At 40.4% G+C, this 19,142-nt stretch carries 19 protein-coding genes; 6 read left to right on the top strand and 13 right to left on the bottom strand.

Translation table 11 applies throughout. The features are described from left to right. Positions 1-19 precede the first annotated feature (19 nt). Positions 20-853 carry a hypothetical protein gene (locus tag M0R21_03140; GenBank protein ID MCK9616810.1) on the bottom strand — a complete coding sequence of 278 codons (834 nt, stop codon included), beginning with the start codon at positions 851-853 and terminating at the stop codon, positions 20-22. Positions 854-992: 139 nt separating this feature from the next. Between M0R21_03140 and M0R21_03145 the strand changes: the two genes are divergently transcribed. From M0R21_03145 to M0R21_03170, 6 genes are all read left to right on the top strand, one after another. After that, positions 993-1,988 (top strand): GyrI-like domain-containing protein, encoded by a 996-nt coding sequence (locus M0R21_03145; protein ID MCK9616811.1) that lies wholly within the window; start codon positions 993-995, stop codon positions 1,986-1,988. A gap of 34 nt (positions 1,989-2,022) precedes the next feature. Beyond that, positions 2,023-3,963 (top strand): fumarate reductase/succinate dehydrogenase flavoprotein subunit, encoded by a 1,941-nt coding sequence (locus M0R21_03150; protein MCK9616812.1) that lies wholly within the window; start codon positions 2,023-2,025, stop codon positions 3,961-3,963. 12 nt (positions 3,964-3,975) lie between these two features. After that, positions 3,976-4,278: a four helix bundle protein gene (locus tag M0R21_03155; GenBank protein MCK9616813.1), complete on the top strand. Its 303-nt coding sequence runs from the start codon at positions 3,976-3,978 to the stop codon at positions 4,276-4,278. Between the two features lie 109 nt (positions 4,279-4,387). Further along, entirely contained in the window at positions 4,388-5,146 is a 759-nt protein-coding gene (locus M0R21_03160) for a succinate dehydrogenase/fumarate reductase iron-sulfur subunit (GenBank protein MCK9616814.1), read from the top strand. A gap of 80 nt (positions 5,147-5,226) precedes the next feature. After that, on the top strand, positions 5,227-6,009 hold the full coding sequence (locus M0R21_03165; protein MCK9616815.1) for a restriction endonuclease: 783 nt from the start codon (positions 5,227-5,229) through the stop codon (positions 6,007-6,009). Between the two features lie 5 nt (positions 6,010-6,014). Further along, positions 6,015-7,172 carry a site-specific DNA-methyltransferase gene (locus M0R21_03170; GenBank protein ID MCK9616816.1) on the top strand — a complete coding sequence of 386 codons (1,158 nt, stop codon included), beginning with the start codon at positions 6,015-6,017 and terminating at the stop codon, positions 7,170-7,172. Between the two features lie 79 nt (positions 7,173-7,251). Here M0R21_03170 and M0R21_03175 read toward each other — a convergent pair whose 3' ends face one another. The 12 genes from M0R21_03175 to M0R21_03230 all read right to left on the bottom strand — a co-directional run. After that, positions 7,252-7,542 carry a hypothetical protein gene (locus M0R21_03175; GenBank protein ID MCK9616817.1) on the bottom strand — a complete coding sequence of 97 codons (291 nt, stop codon included), beginning with the start codon at positions 7,540-7,542 and terminating at the stop codon, positions 7,252-7,254. A 132-nt stretch (positions 7,543-7,674) separates the two neighbouring features. Beyond that, on the bottom strand, positions 7,675-8,148 hold the full coding sequence (locus M0R21_03180) for a hypothetical protein (GenBank protein ID MCK9616818.1): 474 nt from the start codon (positions 8,146-8,148) through the stop codon (positions 7,675-7,677). 350 nt (positions 8,149-8,498) lie between these two features. Beyond that, positions 8,499-9,149 carry a hypothetical protein gene (locus tag M0R21_03185; protein MCK9616819.1) on the bottom strand — a complete coding sequence of 217 codons (651 nt, stop codon included), beginning with the start codon at positions 9,147-9,149 and terminating at the stop codon, positions 8,499-8,501. A 136-nt stretch (positions 9,150-9,285) separates the two neighbouring features. Continuing rightward, positions 9,286-10,917 (bottom strand): chaperonin GroEL, encoded by a 1,632-nt coding sequence (gene groL, locus M0R21_03190; protein MCK9616820.1) that lies wholly within the window; start codon positions 10,915-10,917, stop codon positions 9,286-9,288. Positions 10,918-10,959: 42 nt separating this feature from the next. After that, complete coding sequence (locus M0R21_03195; GenBank protein MCK9616821.1) at positions 10,960-11,229, bottom strand: co-chaperone GroES; 270 nt, start codon at positions 11,227-11,229, stop codon at positions 10,960-10,962. A gap of 136 nt (positions 11,230-11,365) precedes the next feature. Beyond that, positions 11,366-11,701 carry a preprotein translocase subunit SecG gene (gene secG, locus M0R21_03200; GenBank protein ID MCK9616822.1) on the bottom strand — a complete coding sequence of 112 codons (336 nt, stop codon included), beginning with the start codon at positions 11,699-11,701 and terminating at the stop codon, positions 11,366-11,368. Between the two features lie 40 nt (positions 11,702-11,741). Next, on the bottom strand, positions 11,742-12,506 hold the full coding sequence (locus M0R21_03205; GenBank protein MCK9616823.1) for a hypothetical protein: 765 nt from the start codon (positions 12,504-12,506) through the stop codon (positions 11,742-11,744). Between the two features lie 3 nt (positions 12,507-12,509). Beyond that, positions 12,510-13,031 carry an LPS assembly lipoprotein LptE gene (gene lptE / locus M0R21_03210; protein MCK9616824.1) on the bottom strand — a complete coding sequence of 174 codons (522 nt, stop codon included), beginning with the start codon at positions 13,029-13,031 and terminating at the stop codon, positions 12,510-12,512. 42 nt (positions 13,032-13,073) lie between these two features. Continuing rightward, positions 13,074-14,303 (bottom strand): sigma-54 dependent transcriptional regulator, encoded by a 1,230-nt coding sequence (locus tag M0R21_03215; protein ID MCK9616825.1) that lies wholly within the window; start codon positions 14,301-14,303, stop codon positions 13,074-13,076. A 133-nt stretch (positions 14,304-14,436) separates the two neighbouring features. Then, complete coding sequence (locus tag M0R21_03220) at positions 14,437-16,086, bottom strand: hypothetical protein (GenBank protein ID MCK9616826.1); 1,650 nt, start codon at positions 16,084-16,086, stop codon at positions 14,437-14,439. Positions 16,087-16,157: 71 nt separating this feature from the next. After that, positions 16,158-18,635, bottom strand: coding sequence for a phenylalanine--tRNA ligase subunit beta (gene pheT, locus M0R21_03225; GenBank protein MCK9616827.1), 2,478 nt, complete (start codon positions 18,633-18,635; stop codon positions 16,158-16,160). Positions 18,636-18,707: 72 nt separating this feature from the next. Beyond that, positions 18,708-19,142: ATP-dependent DNA helicase RecG (locus M0R21_03230; protein MCK9616828.1), on the bottom strand; the 435-nt coding region annotated here is incomplete at its 5' end.

Raw genomic sequence — 19,142 nt, forward strand, 5'->3', positions numbered from 1 at the left:
GCTAAAAAAGACCCTATAATTATTTAAGAATTATTGTAAACGTTTTCCCGTTAATGGTAATTGTAGCCAGGTTATCGCAATCGCCGTTTCCATAGTCCAATGTACGGGTAGGCTTACCTGTAATATCAATTTCAACGACACCGCTTACAAAGTTATGGCAGCCCATTTCTTTACGTAAGCCTGTAACGATGTTGGAATTTGCAATATTTCCATTTGGGCGGGTAACGGTAGCAACCCCAGTGATGGAATATACATCATCGAGGCGATAGTGTAAGGTGCCTTCTCCTTCTACCCACGCACGGTTACGGTTGGAAGTCCACAGGATAGAATCGCCGGTGGCATAAATAATTTTGCCATCCACCTGAATGCTCCACCAAAGGTCTTCATTTGAATTTCTTCCCATGTTGGTAATGGTTTTTGTTCCTAAAACCTGATTATTGTTTACATAATAACCATTAAAAGTGATGTTTTTGTACGAACCCGGTACAAGATGACGTCCCATGTAGGAGATTAAAATTTGTCCTCGGCGATATTTGCCATCGTTACAGAGACAGTTTTTGGTGCCAAAATCAACAGTAATAAGATGGGGAACAGAAACTGTGTCGCGCGTAATGGTAACACAATTGCTCAAAAGGCTGTATTCGGCATCAGCATCTTTAAACAGATTAACTGAGCCATCTTCGGCTTCCTGGGCTATCTGATCCACGTCATCATAAATACTTTCTGCAGTGGCAAAATCTTTTACTGATTGTGCTTCGCTACTGGTGTTATTATCGTCCTTTGAACAGGCAGTGTAAATCAGTCCAGACACAACCATTGTCAGCATTATTAAAATAAATCTTCTTCCTCTCATTTTCTTTATTTTTAAAAGTTAACATGCTTATGACAGCCATAAAGATAAAAAGTTTAACAAGAATGATTACAAAATTAAAAAAGCTTATGGCTGTTGAAATATTTTGTAGATTTGGTTTGAAATTTAAACCCTTGATGTTATGAAAATTTTAAGACGTATTTTATTAGCATTACTTGCAGTAATAGTAATACTTATTGCAGTAGCTTATCTGCTGCCATCCAAAGTTTGCATCGAACGGAAAGCAACGATCAAAGCTCCGCGCGAACTGGTTTATTTCCATGTTAACTATCTTAAAAGCTGGGAAAAATGGTCGCACTGGCATAAGATGGACACTACCATGAAGATCACTTATAGCCCATTGACCTTAGGAAAAGGTGCTTTTTACGCATGGGAAAGCAAAAACGAACAGTTAGGAACCGGCAAATATATAATTACCGAAGCTGCTATGTATGATTCTATTTGCAACGACATGTATTTTATGAATTCGCCAAAACCAACCAAAGGAGGTTTCCGTTTTAAAGAAATTCCCGAAGGCACAGAAATCGTCTGGTGGATGCAAAGCGACCTGGGATATAACCCTTTCATGCGCTGGATGGGTCTTTTCTTTGATAAGATGGTTGGCAAAGATTTTGAAAAAGGATTAAGCAACCTGAAAACGCTTTGCGAAGGCATTCCTCCTGTTAAAGTTGAAGCAGTTAGTATTCCAAAAACTATTTTTATAAGCATACGCGATACCAGCAGCATGGCTACCATCGGATCAAAGATGGGACAAATTTACGGGGAGTTGATGGTTTTCCTGACCAAAAGCGGAGCCAAAGAAATCGCTCCTCCTTTCACCATCTATCACAGTTGTACTGCAACAAGTTTCGACATGGAATGCGGTATTCCTGTGGATAAAGTGGTAAAACCGGAAGGCAGAATCCAAAACGGAGAAATGAAAGCTACCAATGCAGTAGTTGCCGATTATTATGGACCCTATGATGGAACTGACATCGGACAAATGGCAGTGATGCGCTGGATAAAAGCCAATAACAAAAAAAATACCGGCATTTGCTGGGAATCTTACATTACCGATCCTATGGCTGAAAAAAATCCGGATAAAATTCTCACTAAAGTTTATATGCCAATTGAATAAACTTAAAGTATTTAATATTTAATTGATAAAACGTATGTCGAAACTCGAATCGAAGGTACCCAAAGGGAAACTGGAAGAAAAATGGTCGAACTACAAAGCCCAAATCAACCTGGTAAACCCTGCCAACAAGCGAAAGCTGGATGTGATAGTGGTAGGTACCGGTCTTGCCGGTGCATCGGCAGCAGCATCGCTGGGAGAGTTGGGATTTAAAGTCAAGGTGTTTTGTTACCAGGATAGCCCTCGCCGCGCCCACAGCATAGCCGCCCAGGGAGGTATCAATGCAGCCAAAAACTACCAGAATGATGGCGATAGTATTTATCGTCTTTTCTACGATACCATCAAAGGTGGCGACTATCGCGCACGGGAAGCCAACGTGTATCGTCTGGCAGAAGTCAGCAACAACATCATCGACCAGTGCGTGGCACAGGGTGTTCCCTTTGCCCGTGAGTACAGCGGGCTGCTCGACAATCGTTCCTTTGGTGGAGCACAGGTTTCGCGCACGTTTTATGCCCGTGGACAAACCGGGCAACAACTTCTGCTTGGCGCTTATGGTGCATTAAGCCGTCAGATTCACAAAGGCAATGTGGAATTGTACAATCGTCACGAGATGATGGAACTGGTAACCGTGGACGGACGTGCCCGCGGCATCATTGCCCGTAACCTCATCACCGGCAAGTTGGAACGTTATTTCGGACATGCCGTGGTGCTTGCCACCGGTGGCTATGGCAATGTGTTTTTTCTTTCTACCAATGCCATGGGTTCCAACTGCAGTGCCATCTGGAAAGCTTATAAAAAAGGTGCTTTCTTTGCAAATCCCTGTTACACACAAATACATCCAACCTGCATTCCTGTACACGGCGAACAGCAATCCAAGCTTACGCTGATGAGCGAAAGCCTTCGTAACGACGGCAGGATTTGGGTTCCGAAAAATCAGGAGGATGCTGCAAAAGTCAGGGAAGGAAAGCTTAAGGCAAACAACATACCGGAAGATGCACGGGATTATTATCTTGAGAGACGTTATCCTGCCTTTGGAAACTTAGTACCTCGCGATGTTGCTTCCCGCGCTGCCAAAGAACGTTGCGATGCCGGTTATGGTGTTGGAGAAACCGGTCTTGCCGTCTATCTCGACTTTGCCGAAGCCCTTCAGCGACTGGGGAAGAGTGTGATAGAGGAACGCTATGGCAACCTCTTCCAGATGTATGAAAAGATAGTGGATGAAAATCCTTACGAGAATCCCATGATGATCTACCCAGCGGTACATTACACCATGGGCGGAACCTGGGTGGACTATGAGCTGATGACCACCATCCCAGGATTGTATGCCATCGGCGAAGCCAATTTTTCCGACCACGGAGCCAACCGTCTTGGCGCTTCTGCACTCATGCAGGGACTTGCCGATGGATACTTTGTTTTGCCTTACACCATTCAAAATTACCTTTCCCCGGAAATCCATGTGCCGAGAATGAGTACCGACCTGCCTGAGTTTGCGGAAGCAGAAAACAAAGTAAAAGAGCATTTTGAAAAGCTTTTAAACATCAAAGGCAGCAAAACGGTGGACCATTTCCACAAGGAATTGGGTAAGATAATGTGGGAAAACGTGGGCATGGGACGTAATGAAACTGGTATGAAACAAGCGATTGAAAAAATCCGGGAGGTAAGAGAAGCTTTCTGGAACGACGTAAAGATTCCCGGAACTGCCAACGAACTGAACCCGGAACTGGAGAAAGCCGGTCGTGTTGCCGACTTTCTTGAACTTGGTGAACTGCTGGCAAAAGATGCCATGCACCGCCAGGAAAGTTGCGGTGGACATTTCCGCGAAGAATATCAAACCCCGGAAGGAGAAGCCATGCGCGACGACAAAGATTTTATGTATGTAGCTGCCTGGGAATATACTGGCGACAACAACGAACCCGTGCTGAACAAGGAACCTCTGAATTACGAATCCATTGAAGTGAAACAGAGAAATTATAAGTAGGAGTTAGGTGCTATGAGCTATGAGTTAGGGATGAATAAGATTGTTTCATATAAGGATTTAGAGGTTTGGAAGAAGGGAATGCTTTTGGTAACAGAAGTTTATTCCCTTACCAACTCATTTCCAAAAGACGAAATCTTTGGTTTATCCAGTCAGATTCGCAGAGCTGCCGTTTCTATTCCTGCAAATATTGCAGAAGACTGGGGATGCGAAAATATCAAATCCTATGTCCAATTTCTAAGAGTTGCTAAAGGTTCCTTATTTGAGCTGGAAACAGAACTCGAAATAGCTGCTAATTTAAAATATATCTCAAAATGAATTGTATTCTTTATTGAATAAAATAACAGAGGTTGGAAAAATGCCATCCAGCCTGATCAAAAAACTTGAACTGAAACTCCCCTAATTCCCAATTCTAACCCCTAAACAAATGGACTTTACACTAAAGATATGGAGGCAGAAGGATGCCAAAGCAAAAGGAAAGTTTGCTACCTATTTCATAAACAATATTCCTTCGAGTACTTCCTTTTTGGAGATGCTCGACATTTTAAACGAGCAATTGGTACTAAAAGGTGAAGAGCCGGTAGCTTTCGACCACGACTGCCGCGAAGGTATCTGCGGGATGTGTAGCCTGTACATCAACGGGCGCCCGCACGGGCCTGACGATGCCATCACTACCTGCCAGCTCCACATGCGTAAGTTCAAAGATGGCGACACCATTGTGATAGAACCCTGGCGTGCCAGAGGTTTCCCGGTGATTAAAGACCTGATGGTGGACCGTTATGCTTTCGACAAGATAATACAGGCGGGTGGGTTTGTGTCGGTGAATACCGGTGGTATGCCCGATGCCAATGCCATACTCATAGCCAAGGAAAAAGCGGATATGGCAATGGATGCCGCTGCCTGCATAGGTTGCGGTGCCTGTGTTGCTGCCTGCAAAAATGCTTCGGCTATGTTGTTTGTGTCGGCAAAGGTGGCACACTTAGCTCTTTTGCCGCAAGGCAAAGTAGAAACCATGCAACGGGTACAAAACATGGTGGCCGAGATGGACCGCTTAGGTTTTGGCAACTGTACCAATACCTATGCCTGCGAAGCCGAATGTCCCAAAAACATCAAGGTAATCAATATTGCCAGGATGAACCGTGAGTTTATCAAAGCAAAAGTGTGTGCACATAAAAAAGTGGGTTAGGGAGAAATCTATAAATAAATATTGATAGTGATATCCCCGCCGTTAGTGGCGGGGTGCTTTATTTTTACTAATTTTGACAAATGAATTACTGGACAGACTTAAGCATAGAATATGCCAATCAAAGATCGTATCTTGATGATCTTTTTCAGGTATATCCCACTATCCCGGAAGGCATAAGGAATATAGATACGAATGCCTGGAACAACATAGAAAAGGCATTCGAAAAGAAAAATAATAAAACGCTGATAACCGAACTACTCAATCTTGACCTTTTTCCCATTAAAGACAGCTATATCGCTTATTTGAAAAGAGACCGAACTTCTATTGATCGTAATCCGAAAACTATTAACAGAATATGCGGACGGCTTTATGAGATGGGACTTAACAAGATTTACGAACGTTGTAGCGAGCCAAAGGAAACCAACCGGCAAATCGGACCTTTTTTCAAGCGTTGGGTAAACAGTAAAGCGTTAGGAATTCAACCGGTAAATTTTGATGAATTTATCAACGATAATGAAGATGCAATTTTAAATGGTAGTGATAAACAGTTAATGGATTTTGCATCGGAAGTATTAAACTACAAGCACAACAAAGGGCTTGATTTTATTGCCCGTTTCAATGGGAAATACGTTATAGGAGAAGCCAAATTTCTTACAGATTATGGCGGGCATCAAAACGCCCAGTTCAACGATGCCATCAGCACCGTTACAAGTGAAAATGTAAACGCAATAAAAATAGCCATACTGGATGGTGTACTTTACATCAGAAATAATAGTAAAATGTATAAAGACATCGCTACCATCCATGCCGATCTTCACATCATGAGTAGTTTGGTTTTACGTGAATTTCTTTATCAAATTTGATTGTCGTGAAGCTACATTATATTCATAAAAAAACAGAACAGGTAATATTCAACGATATTCCTGATATTGAATTGGAACAGGTAAATAACAGTTCTGAAAAAAATCTGCTCATCCGTGCAAATAATTTAAACACATTAAAGCAACTCATCACAAGATACAATCTGGCAGGAAAAATTGATTTGGTGTATATTGATCCCCCATTTGCAACCAATAATACTTTCACCATTTCGGAAGGAAGGGCTAATACTATTAGCAACAGCGCAAATGATACAATTGCATACAAAGATACCCTGAAAGGGGCTGATTTTATCGAATTTTTGCGCGAACGTCTTATTTTGCTTAAAATGCTTTTATCCGACCGTGGCTCTATTTATTTGCATATTGATTATAAAATCGGACATTATGTAAAAGTGATGATGGATGAGATTTTCGGAATAGAAAATTTTAGAAACGATATCACAAGAATAAAATGTAATCCGAAAAATTTTAGCCGGAAAGGCTACGGCAATATAAAAGACCTTATTCTTTTTTATTCAAAAACGGATAACCTGATCTGGAACGAACCTAAAAGCAATTATACAGAAGAAGACAAGATTCGTCTTTTCCCCAAAAAAGATAAAGAAGGAAGGCGCTATACTACTATACCGTTGCATGCTCCCGGCGAAACACAAAAAGGAAATTCTTCCAAGCCTTTCAAAGACATACTTCCACCCAAAGGCAGGCACTGGAGAAGTGATGTGAAAATATTAGAACAATGGGATGAGGAGGGACTCATTGAGTGGAGTGATAATGGGAACCCCCGGAAAAAAATTTATTTCGACGAACAGGAAGGAAAGCGGATACAGGACATCTGGGAGTTTAAAGACCCTCAATACCCAGTGTATCCTACCGAAAAAAATGCTGATTTATTGGATTTGATAATAAAAACATCTTCCGATGAAAACAGCATTGTGCTCGATTGTTTTTGTGGCTCAGGTACTACCCTAAAAGCAGCACAACTTAATGGCAGGCATTGGATAGGCATTGATCAGTCGGAAGAAGCCCTTAAAGTAACTATGAGCAAACTAAACGATATTTCGGGAGACCTTTTTACTCCTCAAACAAATTATCAACTGCTCATAGAAAAAACAGAAATCGCTTGCCATAACGTACAAGCAGTTTAAATGAAGCTAACTATTCTCTCTTTCTTCCTGCTTTTCCTTCTTTCGCTCCGGTTAACTTAATGTCCAAACGTACTTTCCCTTAGTCCAAACCTACAATATCACGGTTCTGATATGCTGTTGACCCATCGGGATAGGTAATCTTAGGATTCGAACACGCTCCATCAAGGTCGGGATACACCAGAGAGCCTATCCTGACACGTCCTTTTAAGATTGCGATACGTCGGATGGCCTGTCCCGATAGGCTCTTGCAAGGTCGCAATAGGTGGTGCCACCTGTCCGGACAGGTATTTTCAATATCAGAATGTACAAACAGCCTGTCGGGATATATTTTTTCCGGGTCGGCATATGTATTGCGTCTATCTGTACCCATCTTTTCAAGGTTCAGACATAAAAATAACCTGTCCCCCTACTCCTTAGGGCGCTTCGCAGGCAGATTTTTATACTAAAGAAATGTCTGCTTCATCCCAAAAACTCAGGATTTAATACAGATGTACAATCGGTATTATGTGGTAGTTTTGCGGGGAGCTTTCTTGAAAAATTCTTTTAGTTCGTTATAAATTTCGGCAGCACCCGGATTGTTGGTGCGCATCTTGTAATAGGTGTAATTATAATATGCAAGAGCATCCTGATAATTATCGTAATCGTGGAGTATTTTACTACTTCCCATGCGATACATCAGAGAGTTAATACGGTCAATAGCATTTTCTAGAAAATGCCGCGAAGCATAGTCTTTGGCAAACTCTTCCCAGTCCACATCATCCGGTTTCAGGTCGGGAGCGGTTTGCAGGCGTTCGTTTACCTTGTTAATGACTAATTTGTTTTGTTCGTTTACCGAACCATACTTGTGACGTTCTTCGGGTGTGAGGACTGCCAGTTTTCCTTCAAAGAATTTTTCCAATGCCTTGATTAAACCTTCTGCTGTTTGCTTTTCTTCTTCTGTGAAATGCACAACAGCAATGCCTTTTTTTGCTTCCATAAAAGTAATTTTTAGTTGAACATTTAGTTTATAAAAATAAGGCTATAAATTTACGTAAAATGTTACTATAAAAATCATCAAAACAATTTTTTTATAGGTAGAACCTACTTATTCTGAGAAATTTTCTGCCTGGCTTGCAATGTTGTCAGTATCGTAAATCCGCGCATAAGTGTTGCCCAATAAAAAACCCTTCTTAACCATAAGAAGGGTAAAAACTGTAGCTTTTCGGTACTTTGTTTTACAGAATGTTTACCAAAAATAAAGCAGTGGAAAAACACAGATAAAAGCCCTGCCAGGACAAACAAAGAAAATAAAGGGAAGTTCTGTTTTTTACGACGTTTAAGGAACGCCTAATTTACTTTGTAGCGTACCAGTTTCCATACCATTTGGGTGCGCGAATTAGCAAACGTGCTGCTATATTGTATCAAACCAATCTTTTTAGCATAATAGTTATGGCTATATATCGTTTTTAAAGCATTGGCATAAGAGCCATATGGTATAAATGTTCCCTTAAAGTCCATGGTAATAAATGTTCCTGCCGGAACCGTAAGAGACATGCCTTTATCCGACATTTTATAGAAATAAAAGAAGAGAGTATCGTCATCCAATGTTGTAGTATCAGTGTAAGAAATAACATTATAACTCTTTATCAATGTATCACTGAAATTTACAGGCGAAAACATTTTTCTTCCGTTAGGGCTAACCAGATAATTAGACGAATCACGCAAACAATCCGGGGTATTAGAATAAAACAACCACGTATGGTACTTTTTGGTAAACACATTCCCGTTAATGGTAGTGTCTCCGGAAACATAAACACTGTCGTAAGAATCTGTAATGGTTTCAACACCTAAGGTATCAACATTCGACAGACGATAAACCCAGTAATTACCGGTTTTTAGTTGTACATAATCTTTAGTCTGTTCCGTATCGGAATCATCCTTTGAGCAGGAAGCAAAAAGCAGTAGCCCTCCGGCAAGCATAAATAAAATGTTTTTCATATAAGATTTGTTTAAAGTATTATAAAAAACGTATTATATGCTTTCGAAATTGTAAAGAATTTACAGATATTTTGCAAAAAAAAAGCTGCCCCCATTCCGGAAGCAGCTTTTGTATGCTGAGAAAAAAACCTGCATTTTAATACATACCGCCCATACCAGGATTAGGCATCTGGGGCATGGCAGGAGTATCTTCTTTGATATCGGAAACTACACACTCAGTAGTGAGCAGCAAACCGGAAATGGATGCTGCATTCTGCAGGGCAACACGGGTTACTTTGGTGGGGTCAATAACACCAGCTTCGAAAAGATTTTCATATTTTTCGATACGGGCATTGAAACCGAAATCGCCTTTGCCTTCTTTTACTTTCTGTACAATTACTGAGCCTTCCATTCCTGCATTTTCAACAATCATGCGAAGGGGTTCTTCCAACGAACGACGGATAATGGAAACGCCGGTCATTTCGTCGTCGTTATCACATTTTACCTCGTCGAGTGAAGGAATGGCACGGATATAGGCAACACCGCCTCCGGGTACAATACCTTCTTCAACGGCAGCACGGGTAGCATGCAAAGCATCATCGAAGCGGTCTTTCTTTTCTTTCATTTCAATTTCGCTGGCAGCCCCCACGTAAATAACGGCAACCCCACCTGATAACTTAGCAAGACGTTCCTGCAGTTTTTCGCGGTCGTAGTCGGAAGTGGTGGTTTCAATCTGGGCTTTAATCTGGTTGATTCTGGCTTTAATTTGTTCTTTATCGCCTAATCCACTTACAATGGTGGTATTGTCTTTATCAACGGTAATTTTTTCGGCTTGCCCGAGGTACATCAGTTCGGTATCTTCCAGTTTGTAACCCGTTTCTTCAGAAATGAGAGTTCCGCCTGTAAGGATGGCAATATCTTCCATCATGGCTTTGCGGCGATCGCCGAATCCGGGAGCTTTTACGGCAATGATTTTGAGCGAGCCACGCAGCTTATTAACTACTAAGGTTGCCAAAGCTTCGCTTTCAACATCTTCAGAAATTATGAGTAAAGGACGTCCGGTTTGTACTACTTTTTCGAGAATGGGCAACAAATCTTTCATCACGGAGATTTTTTTGTCGTAAATCAGGATGAAAGGATTGTCGTACACGGCTTCCATTTTTTCGGTATCGGTAACAAAATAAGGGGAGATGTATCCACGGTCGAACTGCATACCTTCCACAACTTTCACGTAGGTTTCGTTGGTTTTCGATTCTTCAATGGTAATAACACCTTCTTTTTTTACTTTTTCCATGGCTTCGGCTATCAGCTTGCCGATATTGGTATCATTGTTTGCCGAAATGGCAGCCACCTGTTCAATTTTCTCCAGGCTATCGCCAATTTCTCTGGATTGGCTTTTCAGGCTTTCAATAACGGCATCAACGGCTTTATCAATACCACGTTTCAAATCCATGGGGTTAGCACCGGCAGTAACATTTTTCAAACCGGTGGTTATGATTGCCTGTGCAAGCACTGTGGCAGTAGTAGTTCCGTCGCCGGCTATATCTGAAGTTTTTGAAGCAACTTCTTTCAGTAGCTGGGCGCCCATATTTTCTATTTCGTCTTTCAGTTCAATTTCTTTAGCCACAGTAACGCCGTCTTTTGTGATAGAAGGAGCACCGTATTTTTTGTCAATTATCACATTGCGTCCTTTAGGACCCAGAGTAACTTTTACTGCATTTGCCAGCGCATCGGCACCCTTTTTCAGGCTTTCGCGGGCTTCAAAGTCAAATATGATTTGTTTTGCCATAATTCAATAAGTTTTAAAATTAAGATAATAATTTTTAAAATATTAGATGATTGCAAGAATATCGGATTCGCGCATCATAAGATAATCTTTTCCACTAATAGTAATCTCTGTTCCTGCATATTTTCCGTACAATACGGTATCGCCTACTTTTACAGTAAGGGGTTCATCTTTTTTACCATTTCCTATCGCAACAACTTTTCCTTTTTGGGGTTTTTCTTTTGCTGTGTCGGGAATAATGATTCCGCCTGCAGTTTTTTGTTCTGCTGCCGAAGGTTCAACAAGAACTCTGTCGGCTAAAGGTTTGATGTTCATCATTTCATTAATTATTTTAAGTTAAACGTTTTTTAAATAGAGTACTTGCCCTATGACATATTTTATGCCAAACCCTAAAAACAAAAAAAATGTCAGAATGAATGACATTCTGACATTTTTTATATAGTGTTAACTTTTATTCCTCATCCTTAACGGGGGGAGCTTGATAATCCTTTGAAGGAGATGCCTTTGAATTGAGTTTTTCACGAAGTTCGGTATCCGCCGACGTACCAGTAACACGGTTGCGTGGAATTACAAAAATTGAAATTAAACTAAGTGCCAACAAAATTATAGCCAATGTCCATGTGGTTTTTTCAAGGAAGTCTGCAGTTTTACGAACGCCCATAAATTGGTTACTTCCTGCAAAATTAGAGGCAAGCCCTCCTCCTTTTGAGTTTTGAACCAGCACTACCAATACCAGTAAAACACAAGTAATCAGAATTAAAATCGAGATAAAAATATATGCTCCCATTGTTTAGCGTTTTTCATGTTAAATAGTAACAGGCAAGCAGTTATACACTCTTATTTTCGGATTTTGCTGCCTGTTCTTTCATTTTTTTAATTTGGGTTGCAAAATAACTGCTTTTTTCAGTAATATCCAAACGTAATTTTTCTAAAATCTTAATTGCTTTCGAATAATTTCCCTGCCGGGCATAAATGTTTGCAAGTGTTTCAGTAACGATCTCCTCATTATCAATGGTGCTGTTACGGGCAATATGTTGGGGATTAAAAAATTCGGATCTCACACGGCTGATTTTTGGCTCATTTCTGATAAACTGCTCAATAATATCGGCTTTCGAACGTAACGTACCATCGGATTTTGCAATAGAATGTCCTTGTTCATCTGATTTCTGTGGCTGTAACTGCTGTTTTTCCGATCGTATTTCGGCAAGACGTTTTTTAATAAGCTCCAGCAGTTGACCTGAAGAGGGTTGTTGTTGCCTATCAACCGGGAGAAAGGAGGGTTTATCTTCAGATTGTTCAGGCAAAGGTTGCAAGGTTTCTTTCTTTGCAGCTTTGTTTTTGAAGGCAGACTGATCAGCTATGCTCCGTTCAATCAGTTGTTTTAAAATCTTTCTATCGGAGGCATAGGCTGCGGCTGTGTGTAGTCTGCCTGAAAAAAGTATATTATTTTCAACATTCAGGTTTTTAGCATACAATAGTTGCAAAGACTGGCAATAGGGATATTCATTTACCAAACTTTCGATTTGTGCCAGTGTTTGTGCATTGAGCTGGTCGGGGTAATTTAAGAAATGTTCGAAAAGCCGATAATTCATAACTCACCAATTTACAACGGATTTATTAAAAATGTCATCCACAAGCATTTCGTTTATTTGCTTTATCAGGTCTTCTTCTACTGCCGGCAAATTCTGGTGTGAATCGTAATCGAAGTAACGTGAAAAAGTAGTTTCAAAATCCTGCACAGGTTCTTTTGTATTGGTAAATTTAACTTTTACGGTAATGGTAAGTCGGTTTAATGCAGCAATTTCATTACTTTGAATAGCTACAGGCTGGGTTCCATACCCGGTAATTTCTCCTTCGATGGTAAGGTCGCCGGCATTGTCAACCTGTGTAAGGTTGGTTTGGGCAGCAAAACGGTCGCGCAGTGCCTGAGTAAACAATTGGCTGAGTGAAGGCTGAACCAAAGACGCATGATTAGGAAAATATTTTATAGCGATGGTTTTCACTTCGGGAGAAATGGAAGCACCGGTAAAAGAGTAAATACCACAGGATGTTGTGCATAAAAATAAAAGTATTCCAAAAAACGGCGCCCAAAAACTGTTTTTAAAAAATCTGGACATACTATTTGTGTCTTTTTTCAATTTGGAAGCAATTTTAAATATTTACTTGATATCGTATTCTTTAATTTTTCTGTAAAGGGTACGTTCGGAAATTCCAAGTTCATCGGCTGCATTTTTGCGTTTTCCTCCGTGTTTTTCGAGTGCTTTCTTTATCATGTCAATTTCTTTTTTTTGAAGGGATAATGATTCCTCCCAGATTTCGGAAGGTTGGATACCATTTTCGCTTTCAATAAAAGGATCATGAAATTCAACAGGTTCTTCATTTGCTGTGCGATGCCCGATGTCTTTATAAAGATTTTGCAACATAGTAGTACCCGATTCATGAATATTTTGCGATTTTTCTCCACTAATGATCTCGGCAACAAATTTTTTTAATTCCGAAATATCCTTTTTCATGTCAAAAAGAACTTTATAAAGAAGTTCTCTTTCAAGATGATCAGTAGTAGTTGAAGGTTGACTTTCTTTTGCAGCATATAAAACAGGCAATTCCCGGTTTTGGGGAAGATATTTTCCCATGATGAGGGCGGTTACAAACCGGTTTTCCTCAATTATTGAAACCTGCTCGGTAATGTTTTTTAATTGACGAATATTGCCTGGCCAGCGGTAATTAATGATGAGTTTACGAGCTTCTTCATCAAGCTCGGTAGCCGGCATGCGATATTTTTCTGCAAAGTCAGAGGCAAATTTTCTGAAAAGCAACAATATATCTTCTTTTCGGTCGCGTAAAGGAGGAATAAGAATAGGAACGGTATTTAAGCGGTAATACAAGTCTTCGCGAAATTTGCCTTTTTGAATAGCATCCGGGATAAAAACGTTCGTAGCCCCAACTACCCTTACATTGGTTTTCTGACTTTTGGAAGAGCCCACTTTCATAAATTCTCCCGTTTCAAGTACTCTTAACAAACGAACCTGGGTAGAAAGGGGCAACTCTGCCACTTCATCCAGAAAAATTGTGCCCCCGTTAACTACTTCAAAATAGCCTTTTCGTGCTTCATGGGCTCCTGTAAATGAGCCCTTTTCGTGTCCAAACAATTCACTATCTATAGTACCTTCAGGTATAGCGCCACAGTTAACAGCAATATAGGGTCCATGTTTGCGGGCACTAAGTTGATGAATTATTTGCGGAAAAACTTCTTTTCCTGTACCGCTTTCGCCATAAATTAATACAGATATGTCGGTTGGAGCTACTTGCCGGGCAATATCAATGGCTCTATCGAGAAGGGGTGAGTTTCCGATAATTCCAAAGCGTTGTTTTATTGACAGAATATCCATAACTTACTAAAAATACGTTCGTAAAACCTTTTGCAAAGATATGAAAATCATTGATATTAACGATAAGTAATTAAAAAAGGCATTTCCCTGCCTTTGCAGACAAATGCCTTGGATGTATTTTTCTGAAATTATGTTATTTCTTTTTGAAAAGTTCCTTTTTCAGTCGCTGAATATGTCCGCGTCCGAGGGCTTTTACCTCGCAACCCAATTCAAAATACCGGGTGATATCTTTGTCGCTCAGAATTCCGAACGCATCAATGATGGCAAAGGGAGCGCCTGCCCACTGGAACAATTCATCAGGACTAAGATGGAGATATTGTTTGTGTGGAACAGCAAGCACTATGGCTTCTCTTCCTTTTACGGATTTTGAGAGATCCTTTTCTACGTGAATATTCGCCAGTTGATCCTGATTACGGAAAAAACGTTTCCATGATTGTCCTGGTGCCGGATAATCTTCCTGCGATTCGAGTTCGTACCAATGATCGACATATGGGTCATGGACGTGTACTTCGGCGCCCATTTGGCTTAGTTTCCGGACGAGCAATTCGCTTCCGCTGTAACGGGTATCACCTACATCCTGACGGTAGCTTGCTCCACAAATAAGGACCTCTGCTCCGGCAATATATCTGCCCATATTCCGCAACCCGTCGCGAACGAGTTCCGCTACATGAAGGGCACGCGTATCATTAATATCTATTGCAGTAGGTGTAATTTTGAACAATTCGTCACCATCTTCAAAACCTAAAATGTGCCGGTAAGCCCAGTAGCCAAGACCACCATCTTTAGGCAGGCAATATCCACCTACGCCTGGTCCAGGGAAAATAATATTGTTATGGGTAGGGCGCATTTTTATGGCATTAATTACTTTTATCAGGTCAACGCCATTACGTTCGGCAAAAAGACTCCATTCGTGCAGATATGCCAATATTGTAGCTCTATAAGAATTTTCAACTATTTTAGTTGTTTCCGATTCTATGGGACGATCCATTACTGTAAGCGGAAAATCTTTGGTATTCAACACTTCTGTCAGAAACTTTTCGACCCTTTCGCGGGCTTCCTGTGTACACCCGGAGCATACTCTCCAAAAATCGCGAATGCTGGATACATATTCTTTACCTGGCATTACCCGTTCAAAGCTATGGGCAAGCAATGGAGTAGAATGAATATTACGTTTTGTAAATTCTTTTTTCAGAATGGGAAGAGCAACAAACTCGGTAGTACCGGGAGCTACTGTGGTTTCAATCAACACCAAACAGTGTGGTTGAATTTTTTCGCCTATGGTACGTATTGTAGCCTCAAGGGCATCCATATCGGCTTCACCGGTGCGCATATTTCCCAACTCGGTTTTTTTATAGTCACATTGCACATCCACTACTACACAGTCTGCCAACTTTAAGCAGTCGGGATTAAAAGTGGCAACCATAGTTTTCTTTTCGTTTACACAACGATTTATCAATACCTCAACTTCAACATCTTCGGCTTTTACGGGTGAAATACCCCTGTTAAACATGGGTATTTTCCAATAACTGCGTACCGATGGACGCTGGCAACCTATAACAAATTTGCTGGGCTTTCCTTTGTCATCAACGGTATCGGCTACTATGGCAGCCATCACCGCCCCTACAAAGCCCAAGCCCATCACCACCACCACTTCTTTTCCCTCATTATGTGCCTGTTCTGCCAGTTTCGTCAAACGTTCCTGTTCAAACTGATATTCATCTTCGTCAGGTAAAGCAAATTTTTCGCCAGAAGGATTGACTGAAAATATAGTTTTTTTAGTCATACTTTTTATTAGTTAAATTAATAAATAAGTTTAGCGCAATATATTAAACAATTTTTATTTATACAATAAGTTTATCTGATTTTAGCATTTATTTCAGCAGAAAAAGCTTTCATCAGTTTTTCCATAAATGTATCTATCTCTTTTTCACTAAGGGTTTTCTCAGAATTCTGCAAAATAAAACTCACCGCATACGATTTTTTCCCAGTTTCTATGTTTTCCCCTTCATAAATATCGAAAAGATTAACGCTTTTAAGTAAAGGTTTTCCAACTTTAAATGCTATTTTTTCTATCTCGGAAAACAAAGTTTTTTCATCTATCAATAAAGCCAAATCACGCCTTACTTCCGGGAAACGTGGTAGTTCTTTATAAAAGATTTCATTTTTCCCCGCCAGTTGCAGATATATTTGCCAATCGAAATCAGCATAAAATACAGGCTGTTTAATATCAAAACGTTTGAGAATAACCGGATGCAATTTGCCGAATTCTACCAGTTTCCCATATTTGGAATGATAGGCTAAACCCTCTGCAATATAGCCCCCTACTTCTCCCTGTTTTAATGAAGATGCAGTTATCCCGATGCGTTGCAAAACGGCATTAATCATCGCTTTCAGGTAAAAGAACCCTGCCTCTTTGGCGGGAGCATACCAGCTTTCGGGAGTAAGGTTTCCGGTAATGAAGATGGCAAGCCGTTCATTTTCAGTATAACGTTTTAAAATATCTTTTTCGTTTTCTTTTCCAGGGTTTTGGTAATAAATTTTGCCGAATTCATACACTTTAATATCGGAAATCTTACGGTTAAGATTATGAACCAATGTTTCCAATCCCCCAAACAAAAGAGTTTGCCTCATCACATCCAAATCTTTACTCAAAGGATTTGCAACAGCAACATTCTTTCCGGATTCAAAAAAGCGGTTATCGCTGGTATATTCTGATTTTGAAAGAGAATTACACATTATTTCGGAAAAACCGGTAGAAGTAAGCTGATTGGCTATCGTATTCCTTATTTTTTCTCGGTCGGGACGTTCGCTGTAGCTGATGCTGGTTACAAGTTCATCTCCAAATTCAATATTATTGTATCCATATATTCTCAGTATTTCTTCCACAACATCCGTTTCGCGTTGCACATCAACCCTGTAAGGCGGAACAGATAAGGAAAGCAAATGTCCTGACTCCTTTTCTATTTTTATATCCAAGAGTTGCAAGATATTTTTCACCAAGTTTCTTTCAATTTTTTTACCGGCTAATCTGTCAAGATTATCCAGATTGAATTCAACGGGAAAATACCCGACAGGTGATGGATATATATCTACTATCTCAGATGAAATTGTACCTCCTGCCAATTCTTTAATGAGCAAAGCTGCCCTTTTAAGAGCATATTCGTTAATATTGGGGTCGGCACCTCTTTCGTACCTAAATGAGGCATCGGTTTTTAGCCCATGGTATTTTGCTGTTTTACGAATAGAAACTGGATTAAAATAGGCGCTTTCGATAAAAATATTCTTAGTCTGGGTGGAAATTCCGGAAGAAATACCGCCATAAACTCCTGCAATACACATCGCCTTTTCAGCATTACAAATCATAAGTTCATCACCACTTAGAATACGTTCCACTCCGTCAAGAGTGGTAAAATGGGTTTGCGCTTGTAATTTTTTCACGATTATTTTTCTTCCCTTAATTGCATCCGCATCGAAAAAGTGAAGGGGCTGCCCTGTTTCAAACAATACATAATTGCTAATATCAACCAGATTGTTTATCGGACGGAGCCCGATAGCTTTTAAAAAATTTTTCAGCCAGATAGGAGATTCACCTACGGTAACTCCGGTAAGGGTAACCCCTGCATACCGAAGACAATTTTCTGTATCTTCAATCTCTATTTGTATAGGGAAATGGGTGTTTTCTGTTTTAAAACTATCAACGGAGGGACGAACCACCGAAAAGGGATTAGTTATACGTTTTCCCTCCATACTGATTCGTGTATTCAGCACGGCTACCACGTCGCGGGCAACACCTAAGTGAGAAGTGGCATCGGAACGATTAGCAGTAAGCCCTATTTCAAAAACTACATCTTCGCTTACATGAAAATATTCCTTAGCCGGCATACCCACAGGCGCATTGGCATCAAGTACAAGGATACCATCATGCGAAGTACCTAATCCTGCTTCATCTTCGGCACATATCATACCTTCGGATACTTCTCCGCGTATTTTGGTTTTTTGTATCCGGAAACTTTCTTCACCCTTATAAATTGTTGTGTCTATCGTAGCGACAAGCACTTTCTGTCCGGCAGCTACGTTGGGTGCACCACACACTATTTGCAAGGGAAATTCACCTCCTGTATTTACTGTGGTAAGGCTGAGTTTATCGGCATTGGGATGTTTTATGCAGGTGAGTACTTTTCCGATTACCATTCCGTCAAGACCTCCTTTTATGGAGTGAATGGTTTCATACCCTTCTACTTCAAGTCCGCAGCTTGTAAGTAAAATTGATAGGTCTTCGGGTAAAATTTTTGTATCAAGATATTGCTTAAGCCAATTATACGATATTTTCATTCTTTAAAAAATTATTAAAGGGGCAAAGGTAAGGAATATCCTTATAAATAAATGCGTATTCTGACGAGATGGTTAGCTAATGAGTCCCCAGTTTTTTTTCTCTCTTTTTAAATGCACGAGCTGATTATGTAGTTTGCTGTTTTTCCCCAGTTGAAGATAAGGGTCGTTATTTAAAATTTCAGAGGCAAGATTGTGTGCATACTTTACGATTTTTTCATCTTTTACAATATCTGCCAATTTCAAATCGAGAATACCGCTTTGCCGGGTTCCTTCTATATCTCCCGGACCGCGAAGTTTGAGGTCGGCTTCGGCTATTTCGAAGCCATCAGTAGTTTGTACCATAATTTCCATGCGTTTTCGGGCGTCGGAAGTGAGTTTGTAATCTGACATTAGTATACAAAAGGACTGTTCGGCTCCCCTGCCTACCCTGCCCCTTAGCTGATGCAGTTGCGAAAGTCCGAATCGTTCGGCATTTTCGATAAGCATGATGCTGGCATTGGGGACATC

Source organism: Lentimicrobiaceae bacterium, from assembly GCA_023227965.1.
In the GTDB taxonomy this organism is placed as follows: domain Bacteria; phylum Bacteroidota; class Bacteroidia; order Bacteroidales; family JALOCA01; genus JALOCA01.